Source organism: Pseudomonas weihenstephanensis (assembly GCF_016812185.1).
GTDB classification, from domain to species: domain Bacteria; phylum Pseudomonadota; class Gammaproteobacteria; order Pseudomonadales; family Pseudomonadaceae; genus Aquipseudomonas; species Aquipseudomonas weihenstephanensis.
Genome location: NZ_JAAEBV010000001.1, coordinates 519642 through 540934, shown reverse-complemented (window position 1 = coordinate 540934; position 21293 = coordinate 519642). Strand labels below are relative to the sequence as shown.

17 protein-coding genes are annotated in these 21293 nt (G+C 58.4%); 1 reads left to right on the top strand and 16 read right to left on the bottom strand.

Going from position 1 to position 21293, the window contains the following annotated elements; all coding sequences use genetic code 11:
• Positions 1 to 8: 8 nt before the first annotated feature.
• From nuoH to GYN01_RS02240, 16 genes are all read right to left on the bottom strand, one after another.
• On the bottom strand, positions 9 to 1016 hold the full coding sequence (gene nuoH, locus GYN01_RS02315; RefSeq protein WP_048365292.1) for an NADH-quinone oxidoreductase subunit NuoH: 1008 nt from the start codon (positions 1014 to 1016) through the stop codon (positions 9 to 11).
• Positions 1013 to 3727: an NADH-quinone oxidoreductase subunit NuoG gene (gene nuoG, locus GYN01_RS02310; RefSeq protein WP_048365293.1), complete on the bottom strand. Its 2715-nt coding sequence runs from the start codon at positions 3725 to 3727 to the stop codon at positions 1013 to 1015. Before nuoG ends, nuoH begins: the two co-directional genes overlap by 4 nt.
• A gap of 132 nt (positions 3728 to 3859) precedes the next feature.
• Positions 3860 to 5215: an NADH-quinone oxidoreductase subunit NuoF gene (gene nuoF, locus GYN01_RS02305; protein WP_048365294.1), complete on the bottom strand. Its 1356-nt coding sequence runs from the start codon at positions 5213 to 5215 to the stop codon at positions 3860 to 3862.
• On the bottom strand, positions 5212 to 5709 hold the full coding sequence (gene nuoE, locus GYN01_RS02300) for an NADH-quinone oxidoreductase subunit NuoE (protein WP_055104976.1): 498 nt from the start codon (positions 5707 to 5709) through the stop codon (positions 5212 to 5214). Before nuoE ends, nuoF begins: the two co-directional genes overlap by 4 nt.
• A 2-nt stretch (positions 5710 to 5711) precedes the next feature.
• A complete protein-coding gene (gene nuoC, locus GYN01_RS02295) occupies positions 5712 to 7496 on the bottom strand; it encodes an NADH-quinone oxidoreductase subunit C/D (RefSeq protein WP_048399556.1) in 1785 nt (594 codons plus the stop codon).
• Between the two features lie 75 nt (positions 7497 to 7571).
• A complete protein-coding gene (locus GYN01_RS02290) occupies positions 7572 to 8246 on the bottom strand; it encodes a NuoB/complex I 20 kDa subunit family protein (protein WP_016780200.1) in 675 nt (224 codons plus the stop codon).
• A gap of 10 nt (positions 8247 to 8256) precedes the next feature.
• Positions 8257 to 8670: an NADH-quinone oxidoreductase subunit A gene (locus GYN01_RS02285; protein ID WP_003446990.1), complete on the bottom strand. Its 414-nt coding sequence runs from the start codon at positions 8668 to 8670 to the stop codon at positions 8257 to 8259.
• Between the two features lie 621 nt (positions 8671 to 9291).
• Positions 9292 to 10617: an isocitrate lyase gene (aceA, locus tag GYN01_RS02280; protein ID WP_048365296.1), complete on the bottom strand. Its 1326-nt coding sequence runs from the start codon at positions 10615 to 10617 to the stop codon at positions 9292 to 9294.
• Positions 10618 to 10862: 245 nt separating this feature from the next.
• Positions 10863 to 11591 (bottom strand): secretin N-terminal domain-containing protein, encoded by a 729-nt coding sequence (locus GYN01_RS02275; RefSeq protein WP_203306538.1) that lies wholly within the window; start codon positions 11589 to 11591, stop codon positions 10863 to 10865.
• A gap of 170 nt (positions 11592 to 11761) precedes the next feature.
• Positions 11762 to 12184 (bottom strand): GNAT family N-acetyltransferase, encoded by a 423-nt coding sequence (locus tag GYN01_RS02270; RefSeq protein WP_048365298.1) that lies wholly within the window; start codon positions 12182 to 12184, stop codon positions 11762 to 11764.
• Positions 12177 to 13343 (bottom strand): ribosomal protein uL16 3-hydroxylase, encoded by a 1167-nt coding sequence (locus GYN01_RS02265; RefSeq protein ID WP_048365299.1) that lies wholly within the window; start codon positions 13341 to 13343, stop codon positions 12177 to 12179. Before GYN01_RS02265 ends, GYN01_RS02270 begins: the two co-directional genes overlap by 8 nt.
• 83 nt (positions 13344 to 13426) lie before the next feature.
• Positions 13427 to 14797 carry an adenylosuccinate lyase gene (gene purB / locus GYN01_RS02260; protein WP_048365300.1) on the bottom strand — a complete coding sequence of 457 codons (1371 nt, stop codon included), beginning with the start codon at positions 14795 to 14797 and terminating at the stop codon, positions 13427 to 13429.
• 128 nt (positions 14798 to 14925) lie between these two features.
• Positions 14926 to 15546: a high frequency lysogenization protein HflD gene (gene hflD / locus GYN01_RS02255; RefSeq protein WP_048365301.1), complete on the bottom strand. Its 621-nt coding sequence runs from the start codon at positions 15544 to 15546 to the stop codon at positions 14926 to 14928.
• On the bottom strand, positions 15543 to 16676 hold the full coding sequence (gene mnmA / locus GYN01_RS02250) for a tRNA 2-thiouridine(34) synthase MnmA (RefSeq protein WP_048365302.1): 1134 nt from the start codon (positions 16674 to 16676) through the stop codon (positions 15543 to 15545). Before mnmA ends, hflD begins: the two co-directional genes overlap by 4 nt.
• A 59-nt stretch (positions 16677 to 16735) precedes the next feature.
• Positions 16736 to 17182 (bottom strand): NUDIX hydrolase, encoded by a 447-nt coding sequence (locus GYN01_RS02245; protein ID WP_048398926.1) that lies wholly within the window; start codon positions 17180 to 17182, stop codon positions 16736 to 16738.
• A 158-nt stretch (positions 17183 to 17340) separates the two neighbouring features.
• Positions 17341 to 19563, bottom strand: a complete 2223-nt coding sequence (locus GYN01_RS02240) for an NADP-dependent isocitrate dehydrogenase (protein WP_048398928.1) — start codon at positions 19561 to 19563, stop codon at positions 17341 to 17343.
• A gap of 466 nt (positions 19564 to 20029) precedes the next feature.
• Here GYN01_RS02240 and icd point away from each other — a divergent pair, with 466 nt between their 5' ends.
• Positions 20030 to 21286, top strand: a complete 1257-nt coding sequence (gene icd, locus GYN01_RS02235) for an NADP-dependent isocitrate dehydrogenase (RefSeq protein ID WP_048365305.1) — start codon at positions 20030 to 20032, stop codon at positions 21284 to 21286.
• The last annotated feature ends 7 nt before the right edge of the window (positions 21287 to 21293 follow it).

Genomic DNA, 21293 nt, shown 5'->3' with positions numbered 1-21293 from the left:
CTCTATCCTCACTGAACCGCGCCGGCAGGCGTGTTCAACAACACGACTGCGGCGGTCACCAGCAAATTGATCAGGGTCAGCGGCAGGCAGAACTTCCAGCTGAAGTCCATCACTTGGTCATACCGTGGGCGCGGAATAGAAGCGCGCAGCAGGATGAAGATCATGATGAAAAACGCGGTCTTCAGGGCGAACCAGATAAACGGAATCTGCGGCAGGATGCCGAAAGGCCCGTGCCAGCCACCGAAGAACAAAGTCACCAGCAACGCCGAGATCAACACGATCCCGATGTATTCACCGACGAAGAACATGCCCCATTTCATGCCGGCGTATTCGATGTGGTAACCATCGGCCAGTTCCTGCTCGGCTTCTGGCTGGTCGAAAGGGTGACGGTGAGTCACGGCCACGCCAGCGATGAAGAAGGTCAGGAAACCGAAGATCTGCGGAATGATGAACCACAGGTTCTGCGCTTGGTATTCAACAATGTCGCGCATGTTGAACGAGCCTACCTGCACCACGATGCCCATCAGCGCCAGGCCCATGAACACCTCGTAGGACACGGTCTGTGCCGAGGCACGCAAGGCGCCCAGCAGGGCAAACTTGTTATTGCTTGACCAGCCGGCGAACAGCACCGCGTACACCGACAGACCGGCCATGGCGAAGAAGAACAGGATGCCGATGTTCAGATCCGCCACACCCCAGGTCGGGGTGATCGGGATGATCGCGAAGGCAATCAGCAAGGCGCTCATGGCCACTACCGGTGCCAGGGTGAAAATCACCTTGTCGGCGAACGGCGGCGTCCAGTCTTCCTTGAAGAACATCTTGATCATGTCAGCGGCGATCTGGAACGCGCCGAACGGGCCCACGCGGTTAGGACCGTAACGGTCTTGCCACAGGGCCAGCAGACGACGTTCAACCCAACTGAGCAGCGCGCCGCATACGACGACCGCCAGCAGAATGACCACGGCTTTGACCACCGATATGATCGCGTCGATTACTTCAGGCGTGAACCAGGTCATTGGGCTGCCTCCTGCAAACCGTCAACGGTAAGGCCAAAGATCGCAGGCGGGATACCGGCAAGCCCGACAGGCAATGCCACCAGACCCGCACCCAACTCGTCATTAATGCGCAGGGGCAGACGCAGGGTCACACCGGCAACGTTAAGGCTGAGCAGGGCGCCATCGTTGACACCCAGGCGGTCGGCTTCAGATTTGGCCAGTGCAATGTAAGCGGCCGGGATGCGTTCCTGAACAGGTGCGGCTTTGGACGAGTTTTCTTCGCTGCCCAGCAGGTGGAAGAACGGCACCACTTGCCAGCTGCCACGTGCCGGGTTGAAAGCGCCCGGAATGTTGGCGCACCAGTTCAGTGAATCACCTGTGCTTTCGATCAGGCGGGTGCCCGGGTCGCCTGCACGGATATGCCCACCGACTTCATCCTGGAACTTGTTCCACGCTTGTGGCGAGTTCCAGCCCGGCGACCAGGCGAACGGCACTTGCTGGCGCGGTTCGACGGAGCCTGAGTAACCTTCCATCGAGAACGCGAACGCGGTGTCCGGGTCTTGTGGGGTACGCGGCTCGTGCACACTGATGTTGGCGCGCATCGCGGTGCGGCCGCTATAACGCAGCGGTTCGCGGGCCAGTTTCATGCCCTTGATGCGGAATGCAGCGGATGGCGCTGCATCGACGATGCGGGCCAGTTCAGGTGTGCTGGCTGCCGTGGCTTGCGTGACGTGGTCGAGCAGGGTCCAGTCAACCGGCTTGTTCAGCAGGGTACTGCGCAGGGCATGCAACCAGCGCCAGCCTTCGTGGACCAAAATGTTGGCGTCCAGGTAAGTCGGGTCGAAGACCTGGAAGAAGCGCTGGGCGCGACCTTCCTGGCTGACCAGAGTGCCGTCGCCTTCAGCAAAGCTGGCCGCTGGCAGTACCAGATCGGCACGGTCGGTGGTGGCGGTCTTCTGGTGGTCGGCAACAATCACGACCTTGGCAGCGTCCAGTGCAGCATTGACTTTGACCGCGTCAACGCGGGTGAACAGATCGTTTTCCAGCACCACGATGGCGTCGGCGTTACCGTCGATCACCGCTTGCAGGGCGGCGTCTACCGAGTCGCCCCCTAGCATGGCCAGGCCGAGGCTGTTGGCTTCCGGCACGATCAGGCTGATAGAACCGGCCTTTTCGCGCAGGTGCAAGGCTTTGGCGATGTTGCCTGCGGCTTCGATCAGGGCGTTGTTGCCCAGCGAAGTACCGGCAATGATCAGCGGGCGTTTGGCGGCGAGCAGGGCGTCGGCAATACGCTTGGCCAGCTCCAGCGCCTCAGCGTCCAGACCGGTAACGGCCGGTGCGCTGGCATCGATGGCATGAGCCACGGCAAAACCGATGCGCGCCAGATCGTCCGGTGCCGCATGGACGCATTCTTCAGCCACGTCATCGAGTTTGGTTTCAGCCAGGCTCGCGATAAACAGCGGGTTCAGCGCGTGCTGACCGATGTTCTTCACGGCGGCGTCGAGCCAAGGCTGAACGCGCATGGCATCGGCCATTTCTTCAGCTTTGCCCTTCACCGACTGACGGACCGACAGCGCCATACGGGCAGCGGTTTGCGTCAGGTCTTCGCCCAGTACGAACACGGCGTCGTGATCTTCGATCTCGCGCATGTTCGGAACAGGCAGCGGGCTGTCTTTCAATACTTGCAGCACCCGGCGAATGCGCGCCAGCTCACCGGCTTCGATGCCTGAGTAGAAGTGTTCGGCGCCGACCAGCTCGCGCAACGCGTAGTTGCTTTCGAGGCTGGCGCGTGGCGAGCCGATACCGACAATGTTGCGCCCGCGCAGCAGGTCAGCGGCTTTATCCAGCGCAGCGTCGAGGCTCAGCTTGGTGCCGTCGGCCAGGAGTGGCTGACGTGGACGGTCGGTACGGTTGACATAGCCATAGCCAAAGCGGCCGCGGTCACACAGGAAGTACTGGTTGACCGAGCCGTTGAAGCGGTTTTCGATACGGCGCAATTCACCATAACGCTCGCCGGGGCTGATGTTGCAGCCGCTGGAGCAACCGTGGCAGATGCTGGGCGCGAACTGCATGTCCCACTTGCGGTTGTAACGCTCGGAGTGGGTTTTGTCCGTGAACACGCCGGTCGGGCAGACTTCTGTCAGGTTGCCCGAGAACTCGCTTTCGAGCACACCGTCTTCAACGCGACCGAAGTACACGTTGTCGTGGGCACCGAACACACCGAGGTCAGTCCCGCCTGCGTAGTCTTTATAGAAGCGCACGCAGCGGTAGCAGGCAATGCAGCGGTTCATTTCGTGGGAAATGAACGGGCCGAGTTCCTGGTTCTGGTGAGTGCGCTTGGTGAAGCGATAACGGCGTTCGTTGTGGCCGGTCATCACGGTCATGTCTTGCAGGTGGCAGTGACCGCCTTCTTCGCACACAGGGCAGTCGTGCGGGTGATTGGTCATCAGCCATTCGACGACGCTGGCGCGAAACACTTTCGCCTCTTCGTCTTCGATGGAAATCCAGCTTCCGTCAGTGGCCGGGGTCATGCAGGACATGACGATACGACCACGGGTGTCGTTTTCGTCGGTGTATTGCTTGACTGCACACTGGCGGCAGGCGCCAACACTGCCCAGGGCAGGGTGCCAGCAGAAATACGGAATATCGAGTCCTAGCGACAGACAGGCCTGTAACAGGTTGTCTGCCCCATCGACTTCGAGCTCTTTGCCGTCTACGTGGATAGTGGCCATGGTTCAAAGATCTTCGTTGGCCCGGTGTCAGCGGGCGTGGCTAATGGAATCTTGTTATGCGTTCGAAGCAACCCAGCCTTACGGCGTTATCGAACGATCAGAGGGCGGCACGGACCGCCCTCAGTCAGAGCGTTACGCGCCGATAACAATCGGGCGTGCCAGAGGCGGAACACCGGGGGTTGCTTGCGCAATACCGGCTTCAAACTCTGGACGGAAGTACTTGATCGCGCTGCCTAAAGGCTCCACGGCACCCGGTGCGTGCGCACAGAACGTCTTGCCAGGGCCGAGGAAGCCGACCAGACCCAGCAGGGTCTCGATATCGCCGGGCTGACCTTCGCCGTGCTCGATTGCCATCAGCAGCTTGACGCTCCAGGGCAGACCATCACGGCAAGGGGTGCAGAACCCGCACGATTCGCGCGCAAAGAATTGTTCCATGTTGCGCAGCAAGGACACCATGTTGACGCTGTCGTCGACGGCCATCGCCAGACCGGTACCCATTCGGGTGCCGACTTTAGCAATACCACCGGCGTACATTTGTGCGTCCAGGTGTTCAGGCAGCAAAAAGCCCGTACCGGCGCCGCCTGGCTGCCAGCACTTGAGCTTGAAACCGTCGCGCATGCCACCGGCGTAATCTTCGAACAGCTCGCGTGCAGTCACGCCGAACGGCAGTTCCCACAGGCCGGGGTTCTTCACTTTGCCGGAGAAGCCCATCAGCTTGGTGCCGTGGTCTTCGCTGCCTTCGCGGGCGAGGGATTTGTACCAGTCAACGCCGTTGCCGATGATGGCCGGTACGTTGCACAGGGTTTCAACGTTGTTCACGCAGGTCGGCTTGCCCCATACGCCCACAGCAGCCGGGAATGGCGGCTTGGAACGCGGGTTGGCGCGACGGCCTTCGAGGGAGTTGATCAGTGCGGTTTCTTCGCCGCAGATGTAACGCCCCGCGCCGGTGTGCACGAACAGTTCGAAGTCAAAACCCGACCCTAGAATGTTCTTGCCCAGCAGGCCTGCTGCTTTGGCTTCTTCGACGGCGCGGCGCAGGTGTACGGCGGCAGTGGTGTATTCGCCACGCAGGAAGATATAGCCGCGGTAGGTTTTCAGTGCACGGGCACTGATCAGCATGCCTTCGATCAGCAGATGGGGCAGTTGCTCCATCAGCATGCGGTCTTTCCAGGTGTTGGGCTCCATTTCATCGGCGTTACACAGCAGGTAACGGATGTTCATGGATTCGTCTTTGGGCATCAGCCCCCACTTCACGCCTGTGGGGAAGCCCGCACCGCCGCGACCCTTGAGGCCGGCGTCTTTCACGGTCTGGACGATATCGTCCTGAGCCATGTCGGCGAAGGCTTTGCGCGCAGCGGCGTAACCGTCTTTGGCCTGGTATTCGTCGAGCCACACAGGCTCGCCGTCGTCACGCAGACGCCAGGTCAACGGGTGGGTTTCTGCCGAACGCTTGATCAGGTTGGCAGGGCCGAAAGAAGTCAGGCTCATGGGTAGCCCTCCAGCAACGTGGCGACGCCAGCAGGCTGCACGTCACCGAATGTGTCGTCGTCGATCATCAACGCCGGCGCCTTGTCGCAGTTGCCCAGGCAGCACACCGGCAGCAGCGTGAAGCGCCCGTCCGCAGTGGTTTGGCCCAGGCCGATGCCCAGCTTGCTCTGGATTTCGCTGACCACCGACTCGTGGCCGCCGATGTAGCAGACCATGCTGTCGCATACACGGATGATGTGGCGGCCCACCGGCTGGCGGAAGATCTGGCTGTAGAACGTGGCCACACCTTCAACGTCGCTGGCCGGAATGCCCAGCAGTTCGCCAATGGCGTACACCGCGCCATCCGGCACCCAGCCGCGCTCCTTCTGAACAATCTTCAGGGCTTCGATCGACGCTGCGCGTGGATCTTCGTAGTGATGCATCTCGTGCTCGATGGCCGAGCGCTCGGTTTCGCTCAGGGCGAAACGGTCTGTCTGGATAAGCGTGCTGTTCATGCTTAGCGGTCCACGTCGGCCATAACGAAATCGATACTACCCAGGTACGCAATCAAGTCCGCGACCATTTCACCTTTGATCACCGAAGGGATCTGTTGCAGGTGCGGGAAGCTTGGGGTGCGAATCCGGGTGCGGTAGCTCATGGTGCCGCCATCGCTCGTCAGGTAATAACTGTTGATGCCCTTGGTCGCTTCGATCATCTGGAAGGATTCGTTGGCCGGCATGACCGGGCCCCACGAAACTTGCAGGAAGTGTGTGATCAAGGTCTCGATGTGCTGCAACGTGCGCTCTTTGGGCGGCGGCGTGGTCAGCGGGTGATCCGCCTTGTACGGGCCTGCTGGCATGTTGCGCATGCACTGCTCGATGATTTTCAGGCTCTGGCGCATTTCTTCGACACGCACGATGCAACGATCGTAGGCATCGCCATTGGCCGCCAGCGGGACTTCGAATTCGAAGTTTTCGTACCCGGAGTACGGGCGCGCTTTACGCAGGTCGAAGTCGCAACCGGTCGAACGCAGGCCAGCACCGGTGACGCCCCATTCCAGGGCTTCTTTGGTGTTGTAGGCGGCAACGCCGATGGTGCGGCCCCGCAGGATGCTGTTGTCCAGAGCGGCTTTTTGGTATTCGTCCAGACGCTTTGGCATCCAGTCGATGAACTCTTTGACCAGGCGTTCCCAGCCGTTTGGCAGGTCGTGGGCAACGCCGCCGATGCGGTACCAGGCCGGGTGCAGACGGAAACCGGTAATGGCTTCGATCACTTTGTAGGCGCGCTGACGGTCGGTGAAGGTGAAGAACACCGGGGTCATGGCGCCTACGTCCTGGATATAAGTCCCCAGGAACAGCAGGTGGCTGGTGATGCGGAAGAACTCGGCCATCATGATGCGGATGGTGTCGACCCGATCCGGCACCTTGATCCCGGCGAGTTTCTCGACCGAGAGCACGTACGGCAGGTTGTTCATCACGCCGCCGAGGTAGTCGATACGGTCGGTGTACGGGATGAAGCTGTGCCAGGACTGGCGCTCGGCCATTTTTTCGGCACCACGGTGGTGGTAGCCGACGTCAGGCACGCAGTCGACGATTTCTTCGCCATCCAGTTGCAGGATGATGCGGAAGGCACCGTGAGCCGAAGGGTGGTTCGGGCCCAGGTTGAGGAACATGTAGTCCTCGTTTTCGCCGGAACGCTTCATGCCCCAATCTTCAGGACGGAAGCGCGCGGCTTCTTCTTCCAGCTGCACTTTGGCAAGGGTCAGGCTGTACGGATCGAACTCTGTGGCGCGGGCCGGGAAGTCCTTGCGCAGCGGGTGACCTTCCCACGTCGGCGGCATCATGATGCGCGACAGGTGCGGGTGACCTTTGAAGTCGATACCGAACATGTCCCAGACTTCACGCTCGTACCAGTTGGCGTTCGGCCAGATGCTGGTGATGCTCGGCACGCTCAGGTCGGTTTCGGATAGCGCCACTTTGATCATCACGTCGCTGTTACGCTCCAGCGACATCAAGTGGTAGAAGACAGTGAAGTCTGCGTCTGATGGCAAGCCCTGACGCTTGGTACGTAGACGCTCGTCCACACCGTGCAGGTCATAGAGCATGACGTAAGGTTTTGGCAGGTTGCGCAAGAAGGTCAGGACTTCAACCAGTTTGGCGCGGGTAACCCAAAGCACCGGCATGCCGGTGCGCGTGGCCTGGGCGGTGAACGCCTCGGGGCCAAAACGGGTATTGAGTTCGACAACCACATCTTGGTCGTCAGCCTTGTAAGGCGGGATGTACAGAGCGGAGCCTGTAGTCATGGTTTTTTTATCGCTTTCGTTCAACGTAAAGAATGAAGCCAGTGTCTCGTTCTAATAAATAGACGCGGGGCTGGATCAGACTTCGTCGGGGCTGCGCAGGTTAGTGACCTGAATACGCTGTTCGCGGCGCTGTTCCTTTTGCGATGGCATCTCGGCGCGGTACACGCCTTGTTCGCCAACGACCCAGGAAAGTGGGCGACGCTCCTGGCCAATCGACTCTTGCAAAAGCATCAAGCCTTGCAGAAAAGCTTCAGGGCGGGGTGGGCAGCCGGGTACGTAAACGTCCACGGGCAGGAACTTGTCGACCCCTTGAACCACGGAGTAGATGTCGTACATGCCACCGGAGTTGGCGCACGAACCCATGGAAATAACCCATTTAGGTTCAAGCATTTGCTCGTAGAGACGCTGAATGATCGGCGCCATCTTGATGAAGCAGGTACCGGCAATCACCATGAAATCCGCCTGACGCGGCGATGCCCGGATCACTTCGGCGCCAAAGCGCGCGATGTCGTGGGGCGCCGTGAAGGCGGTGGTCATTTCCACGTAGCAGCACGAAAGGCCGAAGTTGTACGGCCACAGGGAGTTTTTACGCCCCCAGTTGACCGTGCCGTTCAGCACGTCTTCAAGCTTGCCCATGAAAATGTTTTTGTGGACTTGATCTTCTAACGGATCGGCAACGGTTTCCCGTGTGCCGATCGGGTACTGCTCGTTAGGAGCGTCCGGGTCGATCCTGGTAAGTTCGTATTGCATCGCCAAAGCCTCATTGTTTCAGCTTGGCCTGTCGCTTACGACGAGCTTCTGGCGCCCAATCAAGAGCACCCACCCGAAATAGGTAGACAAGGCCTGCCAACAGAATTGCTATGAAAACGAGAGCTTCGACGAATCCGGTCCAGCCGCTTTCGCGTACAGACACAGACCAGGCAAAGAGAAAGAGGGCTTCGATATCGAAGATCACGAACAGCATCGCGACCAGATAGAATTTGGCTGAGAGCCGCAAGCGGGCGCCACCGGTAGGTAGCATGCCGGACTCGAACGGTTCGTTTTTGCTGCGGCCCCAGGCTTTTGACCCAAGGAGGCTGGAGACGCCAAGCATGAAGGCGCAAAGGCCGACAACGCCGAGAAGGAAAATGGCAAAGCCCCAGTTATGGGCTATGAGTCCTGTCGCTTCGGGCATGCTGGTAATCCTTAACAGAGAGCACGTGTCTCTGAACTCAAAAAGGTAATAAAGCAGTGACGATATGTCGCAGCGCAATTGATGGGCGCGATTTTATGGCTAAACACCCAGCAAGTAAATTTTCTAAGATGAATTAATTCAGTCCTTTAGTGGTATGGCTTCTCCTAAAGTCTGCGCAAGCCTCGTGGTCCGGGCATTACAGCGTATTTGAGTGATTATGTTTTGTTAGGTAAGTAATGAACAAAAGCACCTCTAAATGATAATGAATATCGTTTAATGGCTGATTAATTGTTCCTATGCTTCGCTCGCCTTTGAAAGTTGGCTTATATAAGCAGTCTTGGCAAGTTTTGAACTTGGCTTTCTACCCTTTTTTTGTATGGGGTTCATGGATCTGGGTCAGGGTTTGGGTCAGAAGATGTGCACGCGTGTAGTCGCGGCTGATGAAGGGATGCTGCGCTTGAGAGGCGCTATTTAAAAGCTCGCTGTCTGCGTACCTCGGCAGCGACTGCCAGGGCGTGTGAAAATCAGGCAAAAAAACGCCCCGAACCAGTCGGGGCGCTACGTTCAAGGCATTGCGATTGTTCTTTACAGGCTAGGCAATGGCCGTGGTTCCACGATCAATCAGTGGAACTGTTCTTCTTCGGTCGAGCCGGTCAGGGCGGTCACCGAGGACGAGCCACCTTGAATCACCGTGGTCATGTCGTCGAAGTAGCCAGTGCCCACTTCCTGCTGGTGTGCCACAAAGGTGTAGCCTTTGGCCGCGTCAGCAAATTCCTGCTCTTGCAGCTTCACGTAAGCCGTCATGTCGTTGCGGGCGTAGTCGTGCGCCAGGTTGAACATGCTGTGCCACATGTTGTGGATGCCCGCCAGGGTAATGAACTGGTGCTTGTAGCCCATTGCCGACAGTTCGCGTTGGAACTTGGCGATGGTCGCGTCGTCCAGGTTCTTCTTCCAGTTGAAAGAAGGCGAGCAGTTGTACGACAGCAGTTGGTCCGGGTATTCCTTTTTGATCGCTTCGGCAAAACGACGCGCTTCTTCCAGGTCCGGCTTGGCAGTTTCACACCAGATCAGGTCGGCGTAAGGCGCATACGCCAGGCCGCGTGCAATCGCCTGGTCCAGCCCTGCACGCACTTTATAGAAACCTTCCTTGGTGCGCTCGCCAGTCACGAACGGCTGGTCGTACGGGTCGCAATCGGAGGTCAGCAGGTCAGCCGCGTTGGCGTCGGTGCGGGCCAGAATGATGGTCGGAGTACCTGCAACGTCAGCCGCCAGACGCGCAGCGGTCAGCTTTTGCACGGCTTCTTGAGTGGGTACCAGGACTTTGCCGCCCATGTGGCCGCATTTTTTCACGGATGCAAGTTGGTCTTCGAAGTGAACGCCGGCGGCGCCTGCTTCGATCATGCTTTTCATCAGTTCGTAAGCGTTCAGCACGCCGCCAAAACCGGCTTCGGCATCCGCCACGATCGGTGCGAAGTAGTCGATGTAACCTTGGTCGCCCGGATTTTTACCGGCCTTCCACTGGATCTGGTCAGCACGACGGAATGAGTTGTTGATGCGCTTGACCACGGTTGGCACGGAGTCCACCGGGTACAGCGACTGGTCGGGGTACATGGATTCGGCAGAGTTGTTGTCTGCCGCCACTTGCCAGCCCGACAGGTAGATTGCCTGGATGCCGGCTTTAACCTGTTGTACCGCTTGGCCCCCGGTCAGGGCGCCCATGCAGTTGACGAAATCTTTTTCAGGACGGAAGGACGGATGTGCGCCCTGTGTCACCAGTTTCCACAGCTTGTCAGCGCCCATTTTTGCAAAGGTGTGCTCGGGTTGAACCGAGCCGCGCAGGCGGACCACGTCAGCAGCGGAATAATCGCGAGTCACGCCTTTCCAGCGTGGGTTTTCGGCCCAGTCTTTCTCAAGGGCTGCAATTTGCTGTTCGCGTGTCAGTGCCATGGTGATAAACCTCGTCGCATAGGTCTGGGTTGAAAAAATCAGCTCCACCAAGCACACAGCAATATTGTTTGAGTGAGTGCGTGAATGGCGTCTCGCCTTTGATCCAGGGCCTTTGCAAGGCGCTGGATCGGCGGGAGCGGGGCCATCATGCCTCTGCTTTTTTGAGTCGTCAAACGTTTTGTAGTGCCTTTTTTAATTCACTACATATTTTCTCGATTACGACTTGCCAGTCAGTTTTGGGCCTTTTAGTCGAGTGCGTCGACTTTGACCCGCAATGTCATGTCATCGCGGTTCTGAGTCGAGTACGTGCGGGTTGCGCCTTGTTGGTCGGCCTGGCTCTGGCCATTGATGCCGGCCACCGTGATCCATTGCCCGAGTGGGCCGCTGACCTGTGTGTCGGTACTTTGCACGTCCACTACATCCGGTTGTGCCTGGCTCATGCGGTCGCGATTGGTGCTGATCGCCAGGTGTACCGTTTCACCTGTGACGCTTGCGGTGACATAAAACCCTTTGGTGACGTTGCGGTAATTGGTTTGCGCCGACAGGCGACCGTAGGCATCTGTCTGAGTGCTGGTGAGCGGTACGCTTTGGCCGGTCTGGATCAGTGCCGGTACGCCTTCGGTAGCTTGTATCTGCTGGACACCGCCGTCGCGGCTGGCGGTGCTATAGACCCGGGTGTTGCTGTCGGTGCCGGGGGAATTGTTGTCGCTGGTGTCAACGGTGATCAGCAGGCGCTTGGCAGGTGTGTCGAGTTTGGCCAGCAGTTGCTCCAAGCCCTGAATTTTCTGTGCGGGCGCTTCGACGATCAGTTGGTTGCCATACAGGGTGACTTTGCCTTCGGTGCCGATAAAGCTCTGTGCCACCGGCAGCAAGGCCGCACCCGTGCGATTTTGCAGGGAGATGACTTGGGTCTCGGCGTGGGCGTTGAAGCTGAGCATCAATAGCAGGCTGACGATGAGAGGGCGTAGGGACATGTCCGTTATCTCCGCAATGTGTAAAGGGTAATGACAGGAGTGTGCCAGTTTGTCGGCGCCAATGGGGCGAGGTTGAATGCCACCTAGCAAAACGCCCTGCGATCCGAAAATGGCAGGGCGTTTTATAGGGGGTTGCAGTCGTTGGCGCGGGCTGCGACTAACGGCGGATGTCAGGCACCGCGCACCATGTCGACGTGCGGGATTCCGGCTTCCAGAAACTCGTTACTGACGACTTTAAAGCCCAGTCGTTCATAGAAAGGCGTGGCATGCACTTGCGCGCTGAGCTTTTGCTCTTTAAGGCCACGCTTTTCGGCTTCAACGATGGTCGCTTGCATCAGCGCATCACCCACTTTCAAGCCGCGCCAGTCCTTCAAGACTGAGACGCGGCCGATATGGCCGTCTGGCAGCAGCCGGGCGGTACCAATCGGAAAGTCACCTTCGTAGGCCAGGAAATGCACGGCGCTACTGTCGTCTGAGTCCCACTCCAGCTCAGGCGGGACTTTTTGTTCGGCAATAAACACCGCCTCACGAATGCGTCGAAGTTCGGCGTTGTCCTTTTGCCAGTCGGCGACACGTACGTGAATGCTATTCATCAGCGAACCCCAGGCTTCCTTGTTTAACCAGCTCGCAGAGCAGGTTGCGTCCATCTTCATCGGCCAGCCATGCGCCGAGGTTGTCGCTGTGCAGCGCGTCGGCGGCACAAATCATTTTCAACAGATCACGCAGTTTGCCTGGCAGCAGGCGGCTTTGGCCGCTGGCGAACAACAGCAGGTCTTCATCGACTTCAGACCAGGCCAGGCGAGCGCTCGGGTTGCGGATCAGTACCGCACCTTGATCCAGGCTGCCCAGCAGGTCTTCTTCTTCGAGCTCGGGGCCGACCACGAGTTCCGGATATCGGGGCTCGGTCATGAACTGGCCGAACCAGGTCAACAGCATGCGCTCATCGCTCATGTGTTCTGCGAGCAGACCCTTGAGGCGGTCGAGCGCGTCGTGCTGGATTTGATGCGGGTCGCTGACCGGCTGAGCGTCAGCGTCGGTATAGCGCTCTTCGTCAGGCAGGTATTGGCTCAGGAAGTCGGTGAAGTGGGTGAGCACTTCAGCGGCGCTCGGGGCGCGGAAGCCTACCGAGTAGGTCAGGCAGTCATCGACGGCAACGCCACAGTGGGCCAGGCGCGGCGGCAGGTACAGCATGTCGCCCGGCTCAAGGGTCCACTCATCGGTGGCCTGGAAGTCGGCCAGAATGCGCAGGTCGGCATGCTCCAGCAACGGGCTTTCGGAGTCGCACATCTGGCCGATCTGCCAGTGACGCTTACCGGCGCCTTGCAGCAGGAACACGTCGTAGTTGTCGAAGTGCGGGCCAACGCTGCCGCCCGGTGCGGCATAGCTGATCATCACGTCGTCAATGCGCCAGCTCGGCAGGAAGCGGAAGTTTTCCAGCAGCTCGCCGACTTCTGGCACGAACTGATCGACGGCTTGAACCAGCAAAGTCCATTCACGCTCTGGCAATTTGCCAAACTCGTCCTCGGCAAAAGGGCCACGGCGCAGTTCCCATGGGCGTTCGCCGTGCTCAATCACCAGTCGCGATTCGACTTCCTCTTCAAGCGCCAGACCGGCCAGTTCGTCGGCATCGATCGGGCTTTCAAAGTCAGGAATGGCCTGACGGATCAGCAGCGGTTTCTTCTGCCAGTAGTCGCGCAGGAATTCGCGTGCAGTGATGCCGCCCAGAAGTTGAAGAGGAATATCAGGATTCATGTGTAACCTATTGAAAAATTGCGCTTTGTATTCGGGAATAAAAACGCCCGGCACGGCCGGGCGTTAGTAGGTCGTTGCAGCAATCAGATGCGCTTGGCCTGCTCAACCGCGTTGCCAATATAGTTGGCAGGGGTTAGCAGTTTCAGCTCGGCTTTGGCCGCTTCCGGCATTTCAAGGCCGTCAATGAAGGTTTGCAGTGCTTGAGGGCTGATGCCTTTGCCGCGCGTCAGCTCTTTGAGCTTCTCGTACGGGTTTTCAATGTTGTAACGGCGCATGACGGTCTGGATCGGCTCAGCCAGAACTTCCCAGCAAGCGTCCAGGTCAGCAGCGATCTTCTGAGCGTTTAGCTCCAGTTTGCTGATGCCTTTGAGGCTGGCTTCGTACGCGATCACGCTATGAGCAAAACCTACGCCCAGGTTACGCAGTACGGTGGAGTCGGTCAGGTCGCGCTGCCAGCGGGAGATTGGCAACTTGCTGGCCAGATGCTGGAACAGCGCGTTGGCGATACCCAGGTTGCCTTCGGAGTTTTCGAAGTCGATCGGGTTGACCTTGTGCGGCATGGTCGAGGAGCCGATTTCGCCTGCGATGGTGCGCTGCTTGAAGTAACCCAGGGAGATGTAACCCCAGATATCGCGATCGAAGTCGATCAGGATGGTGTTGAAGCGCGCAATCGCGTCGAACAGCTCGGCGATGTAGTCGTGCGGTTCGATCTGCGTGGTGTACGGGTTGAAACCCAGGCCCAGCTCGTCTTCGATGAAGGCGCGGGCATTGGCTTCCCAGTCGATCTGCGGGTAGGCCGACAGGTGGGCGTTATAGTTGCCCACTGCGCCGTTGATCTTGCCCAGCAGCGGTACAGCCGCCACTTGAGCGATTTGGCGCTCCAGGCGGTAAACCACGTTGGCCAGCTCTTTGCCCAAAGTGGTCGGCGAAGCCGGTTGGCCGTGGGTACGCGACAACATCGGGACGTCGGCGAACTTGATCGCCAGTTCGCGGATGGCGTCGGCGGTTTGGCGCATCAGGGGCAGCATCACCTCATCACGGCCTTCGCGCAGCATCAAAGCGTGGGACAGGTTGTTGATGTCCTCGCTGGTGCAGGCGAAGTGGATGAACTCACTGACGTTGGCCAGTTCAGGCAGCTTGGCGGCCTGTTCTTTGAGCAGGTACTCAATGGCTTTTACGTCGTGGTTGGTGGTGCGCTCGATCTCTTTGACGCGCTCGGCGTGCTCCAGAGAAAAGTTTTCGGCCAGTTCATTCAGCACAGCGTTAGCTTGCGCGGAAAAGGCCGGGACTTCAGGGATGGCGGCGTGAGCGGCCAAACGCTGGAGCCAGCGAACTTCAACCAGTACACGGGCACGGATTAAGCCGTATTCGCTGAAAATGGGGCGCAGGGCCTGGGTTTTGCCGGCATAGCGGCCGTCAACAGGGGAAACCGCAGTGAGCGAAGAGAGCTTCATGGGGTGTTCTCGGACAGTCGGGCAACGAAATGGGGCGCGTATCATACATGAAAAAAACGGCCGGTCCGTTGCCAAGTGACCGGCGTCATACGCGTATCGACGTTACAGCGTGTGCTTGCTGGCGGCGATCAGCCGCGCAGCATGGGATAAAGCGCTTTGAGCAATTTGCGTCGGCTGAATACCAGCTGCCAGCGATGGCCACCCAATTGACGCCATAGGCGTGCCGAGCGAATACCGGCCAGCAGCAGGGCGCGAATTTTGGCGGCGTTGTTCGGTTGTTGCAGGTTGCGCATGTCGCCATGCACTTGAATGCGTTGGCGCAGCGTGCTCAGGGTGTCCTGATAGAGGGCACCGCACGCGGCGACCACGTTCTCGTGAGCGGGGCCGAAGTGTTCAACTTGCGACTGGATCTGTGGCAAACGCTTGCCAATTAGTTCCAGCATGTCGTCGCGCTTGGCCAGTTGACGCTCAAGGTTGAGCATCGACAGGGCATAGCGCAGCGGTTCGCGTTGCAGGGTATTGGGGTCGCGCTCCAGTGCACCGATAAGGGCGCGGTAGCCCTCGCGCAGGTTGATGTCATCACCCCCGAAGACTTCAAGCGTGTCCTTGGGGTCGCGCACCAGCAAGCTGCCCAGCATGCAGGCCAGATCAGCCTCGCTGACCTGACCGGTCTTGGCGATTTTATCCACCAGTACGGCGGCCAGAAACACGCCGCCCAGGGCCACCAGTTGTTCCTGGGTGGGGTTCATGCCTGTGCGCTCTTGCTGGTCCAAGGTTCGGCCACTTCGATCACGCCGCCGCCCAGGCACACTTCGCCATCGTAAAACACTACGGACTGGCCCGGCGTGACCGCGCGTTGCGGATCGTCGAAGGTGGCGCGGTAACCGGTCGCGGTTTGCTCCAGCGTGCAGGGTTGATCGCTCTGGCGATAGCGCACCTTGGCCGTCAGGCGCAACGGTGTGCTCAGGTCGACCGGGTTGACCCAAAAGATCTCCGAGGCGAGCAGGGCGCGCGAGAACAGCCACGGGTGATCGTTACCTTGGCCGACGATCAGTTCGTTGTTCTCAAGGTCTTTGTGCAAGACGTACCACGGCTCATCGCTGGCGTCTTTCAGGCCGCCGATGCCCAGACCCTGACGCTGGCCGATGGTGTGATACATCAGGCCGTGGTGGCGGCCAATGACTTCACCTTCGGTGGTTTTGATCTCGCCCGGTTGGGCCGGCAGGTATTGCTTGAGGAAGTCACTGAAACGGCGCTCGCCGATAAAGCAAATCCCGGTGGAGTCCTTTTTCTTGGCGGTGGCCAGGTCGTGTTTTTCGGCGATCTGGCGCACCTCGGGTTTTTCCAGCTCGCCGACCGGGAACAGGGTGCGGGCGATTTGTTCACCGCCGACCGCGTGCAGGAAGTAGCTCTGGTCTTTGTTGGGGTCCAGGCCTTTGAGCAGCTCGGTGCGGCCGTCGATGTCGCGGCGACGCACGTAATGGCCGGTAGCAATCAAGTCAGCCCCGAGCATCAGGGCGTAATCGAGGAACGCCTTGAACTTGATCTCGCGGTTGCACAGGATGTCCGGGTTTGGCGTGCGTCCGGCTTTGTATTCGGCCAGGAAGTGCTCAAACACGTTGTCCCAGTATTCGGCGGCAAAGTTGGCGGTGTGCAGCTTGATGCCAATTTTGTCGCACACGGCCTGGGCATCTGCCAGATCATCCATGGCGGTGCAGTAATCGGTTCCGTCGTCTTCCTCCCAGTTCTTCATGAACAGGCCTTCCACCTGGTAGCCCTGCTCGATGAGCAGAACGGCGGAAACGGAAGAGTCGACACCGCCGGACATGCCGACAATGACGCGCTGTTTTTCGGGGGCGACTAAGGCTGGATCACGCATAGGGTTTCAATGAGTGTCTTGAAAAAGGACGCGATTCTAGCAGGCCCGAGCGCTCAAGGCTAAACCGAAGGGCGGATTAGCGAGAGGTCGAACAATTTGCCGCTCAGATAATCGTCGATACAGTGCAGGGTCAATTCGCTGCGCCAGCGATGGCGCTGTTCCAGCAGCTCGTCGCGGGTCAACCACAGCGGGCCGATGATGCCTGTGTCGAGCGTGGCATCGGCATGGTGTTTGACCGCGTTACCGGCAAAGCACACGCGCTGATACGTCACACCGTTGCTGGGCGCCGTGTACAGGTAAATGCCGATGACACCGGTGAGTTCGACGTCATAACCGGTTTCTTCAAGGGTTTCGCGGATAGCCGCGTCGATCAGGCTTTCATTCGGGTCCAAGTGGCCTGCGGGCTGGTTGAGCACTGCGCGGCCGTGCTTTAACTCTTTGACCATCAGAAAGCGCCCGTTGTCTTCGACGACAGTGGCAACAGTGATGTGGGGTTTCCAGTCCATGTGTGAGGTCTCGATTTTTTGTCGGGGCTGCTGAAGGCTGCGTTTTCATAAAAATCAAAAGATCGCAGCCTTCGCCAGCGCCGACAAGTTTTGTGTTCGATTTAAAAACACAAACCCCGGCGTCGTGGGCCGGGGTTTGTGGTGTTGCGATGTTGCTCTTACACGGCGGCGATGATCGCGTTCAGTGTGGCGCTAGGGCGCATTACTTTGCTCACCTTGTCTGCATCGGCGTGGTAGTAACCACCGATATCAACAGGCTTGCCCTGCACGGCGTTGAGTTCAGCAACGATGGTTGCCTCGTTCTCGGTCATGGCTTTTGCTACAGGAGCAAATTGGGCTTGCAGCTCTTTGTCTTCAGTCTGGGCTGCCAGGGCTTGTGCCCAGTACAGCGCCAGGTAGAAGTGGCTACCGCGGTTGTCGATGTTGCCGACTTTACGCGATGGCGATTTGTTGTTGTCGAGGAACTGGCCAGTGGCCTGATCCAGGGTTTTGGCCAATACCAACGCTTTCGGGTTGTTGTAGGTCGTGCCCAGGTGCTCCAGCGAGGCCGCCAGTGCCAGGAACTCACCCAGCGAGTCCCAACGCAGGAAGTTTTCTTCCAGCAATTGTTGAACGTGCTTTGGAGCCGAACCGCCTGCGCCTGTTTCGAACAGACCGCCGCCATTCATCAGCGGTACGATCGACAGCATTTTGGCGCTGGTGCCCAGTTCCATGATCGGGAACAGGTCAGTCAGGTAGTCGCGCAATACGTTGCCGGTCACCGAAATGGTGTCCAGACCCTTGCGGGTGCGTTCGAGCGTGAACTTCATGGCCTCAACAGGCGACATGATGCGGATATCCAGGCCGCTGGTGTCGTGATCCTTCAGGTACGCCTGAACTTTCTCGATCATCACGCCGTCGTGGCTGCGCTGGGGGTCGAGCCAGAAAATCGCCGGGGTGTTGCTGGCGCGAGCGCGGTTAACGGCCAGCTTGACCCAGTCGCGGATCGGCGCGTCTTTGGCCTGGCACATGCGCCAGATATCGCCTTCTTCGACGTTTTGTTCCATCAGCACGTTGCCGTTGCTGTCGGATACGCGGACTACGCCAGGCTTTTTGATGTGGAAAGTTTTGTCGTGCGAGCCGTATTCTTCGGCTTTTTGCGCCATCAGGCCAACGTTCGGCACGCTACCCATGGTGGTTGGATCGAAAGCGCCGTGCTTCTGGCAGTCTTCGATGGTCGCCTGATAGATAGTGGCGTAGCAGCGGTCCGGGATGATGGCCTTGGTGTCTTGCAACTGACCTTCGGTGTTCCACATCTTGCCGGAGTCGCGGATCATGGCCGGCATCGAGGCGTCGACGATAACGTCGCTCGGCACGTGCAGGTTGGTGATGCCTTTGTCGGAGTTCACCATTGCCAGGGCAGGGCGATTGGCGTAGACCGCCTGAATGTCTGCTTCGATTTCGGCTTGCTTGTCGGCTGGTAGCGCTTTGATGCGAGCGTACAGGTCGCCAATGCCGTTGTTCAGGTTGAAACCGATTTCTTTCAGGACGTCTGCGTGTTTTTCCAGCGCATCCTTGTAGAACTCAGCCACGATCTGACCAAACATGATCGGGTCGGAGACCTTCATCATGGTGGCTTTCAAGTGCACCGAGAACAGTACGCCTTTGTTTTTGGCGTCTTCGATTTCGGCCGCTACGAACTGGCGCAGGGCTTTTTTGCTCATGACGGAGCAGTCGATGATCTCACCGGCTTGTACGGCGGTTTTTTCTTTCAGGACGGTGGTGGTGCCGTCTTGAGCGATCAGCTCGATTTTGACGCTGTCCGGGGCTTCGATCAGGGCGGCTTTTTCGCTGCCATAGAAGTCGCCTTCGCTCATGTGAGCGACGTGGGACTTGGAGTCTGCGGCCCATGCGCCCATTTTGTGCGGGTGCTTGCGCGCGTAGTTTTTGACCGACAGCGGGGCGCGACGGTCAGAGTTGCCTTCGCGCAGCACCGGGTTTACGGCGCTGCCCATGACTTTGCTGTAACGCGCTTTGACTTCTTTGTCGGCGTCAGTGGTCACGGTCTCCGGGTAGTCCGGGATATCAAAGCCATGCGATTGCAGTTCTTTGATGGCGGCCTGCAATTGCGGCAGCGAGGCGCTGATGTTAGGCAGCTTGATGATATTGGCTTCAGGTGTAACGGCCAGGGCGCCCAGTTCGGCGAGGTGGTCGGCTACAGCCTTGGCACCCAATTGCTCGGGGAAGCTGGCAAGGATTCGGCCTGCCAGAGAGATGTCGCGCGTCTCAACAGCGATATCAGCCTTGGCGGTAAACGCTTCGATGATAGGCAGCAGTGAATAGGTGGCGAGCGCCGGAGCTTCGTCGGTGAAGGTATAGATGATCTTCGAACGGGTGGGCATTTCGGATTAACTCTCTTCTTTGCTGAGCGTGCTCAGATTCTCGAGATGCGCAGGGTAGGCGCTTTCGTTCACAGTGAACAATGAGCCGAAAGTCGAGGTTCTTCGCGGTGATGTGAATGCATCAGTAGAGCGTCAAGCGGTCGAGCCGGGGTAACGGCTCAGCCTTTCTAGGCCTGAAAGACTCATTGCAATGTGGTGCTTCGCGATGACTCCGCGGTCACCGGCGCAGTATACATAGGTCACTAATGTTCCGGCGAGGGCTGCGGTGGGTCAGCGGTCATCCATTGGTCTAAGAAGCGTTCGCATATCGCCCTGCGTTTTGGCACTAACCCCTTTGTTTTCGCACTTGTCAGGCGGTTTGTCGTAAGCATGTAACCGGGTATGTGGAACATTCGATTTGCCTGTCCATTTAACTGGGTTACGCTCCAGAACGGCATAGATGTTAAACCCACATATGGAGTTCAGCATGGGATACAACAAGATCAAGGTTCCAGCCGCAGGTGAGAAAATCACCGTCAATGCAGACCACTCCCTTAACGTGCCCGACAATCCCGTCATTCCCTACATTGAGGGTGACGGTATTGGTGTCGATATCAGCCCAGTCATGATCAAGGTTGTCGATGCGGCCGTTAGCAAAGCCTACGCAGGCAAGCGAAAAATCTCCTGGATGGAGGTCTATGCGGGCGAAAAAGCGACGCAGGTTTACGATCAGGACACTTGGCTGCCGCAAGAAACCCTGGACGCCGTTAAGGATTACGTCGTTTCGATCAAGGGCCCGCTGACTACGCCGGTTGGCGGTGGCATTCGCTCCCTCAACGTTGCCCTGCGCCAGCAACTCGATTTGTATGTGTGCCTGCGCCCGGTGCGTTGGTTTGAAGGTGTGCCCAGCCCGGTGAAAAAACCAGGCGATGTGGACATGACCATCTTTCGCGAAAACTCCGAAGACATCTACGCGGGTATCGAGTGGAAGGCCGGTTCACCGGAAGCCATCAAGGTCATCAAGTTTCTGAAAGAAGAAATGGGCGTGACCAAGATCCGTTTTGATCAGGACTGCGGGATTGGCGTCAAGCCAGTGTCCAAAGAAGGCACTCAGCGCCTGGCGCGCAAAGCCTTGCAATATGTGGTGGATAACGACCGCGAGTCGCTGACCATCGTGCACAAAGGCAACATCATGAAATTTACCGAGGGCGCCTTCAAAGAGTGGGCCTACGAAGTCGCGGCCCAAGAGTTTGGTGCGACGCTGCTCGACGGCGGCCCGTGGATGCAGTTCAAAAACCCCAAAACCGGACGCAATGTCATTGTTAAAGACGCCATTGCCGATGCGATGCTGCAACAAATTCTGCTGCGTCCGGCTGAATATGACGTGATTGCCACGCTGAACCTCAATGGCGACTACCTCTCCGATGCTCTGGCAGCCGAGGTGGGCGGTATCGGTATTGCGCCGGGAGCCAACTTGTCCGACACCATTGCCATGTTTGAGGCCACTCACGGCACGGCGCCTAAATATGCAGGCAAGGACCAGGTGAACCCAGGTTCGCTGATTCTCTCCGCTGAAATGATGTTGCGGCATATGGGATGGACCGAAGCCGCAGACCTGATCATCAAGGGCACCAATGGTGCGATCTCGGCCAAAACCGTGACCTATGATTTTGAGCGGCTAATGGACGGCGCAACCTTGGTTTCGTCTTCGGGCTTTGGTGATGCACTGATTGCGCATATGTAAACGCGCA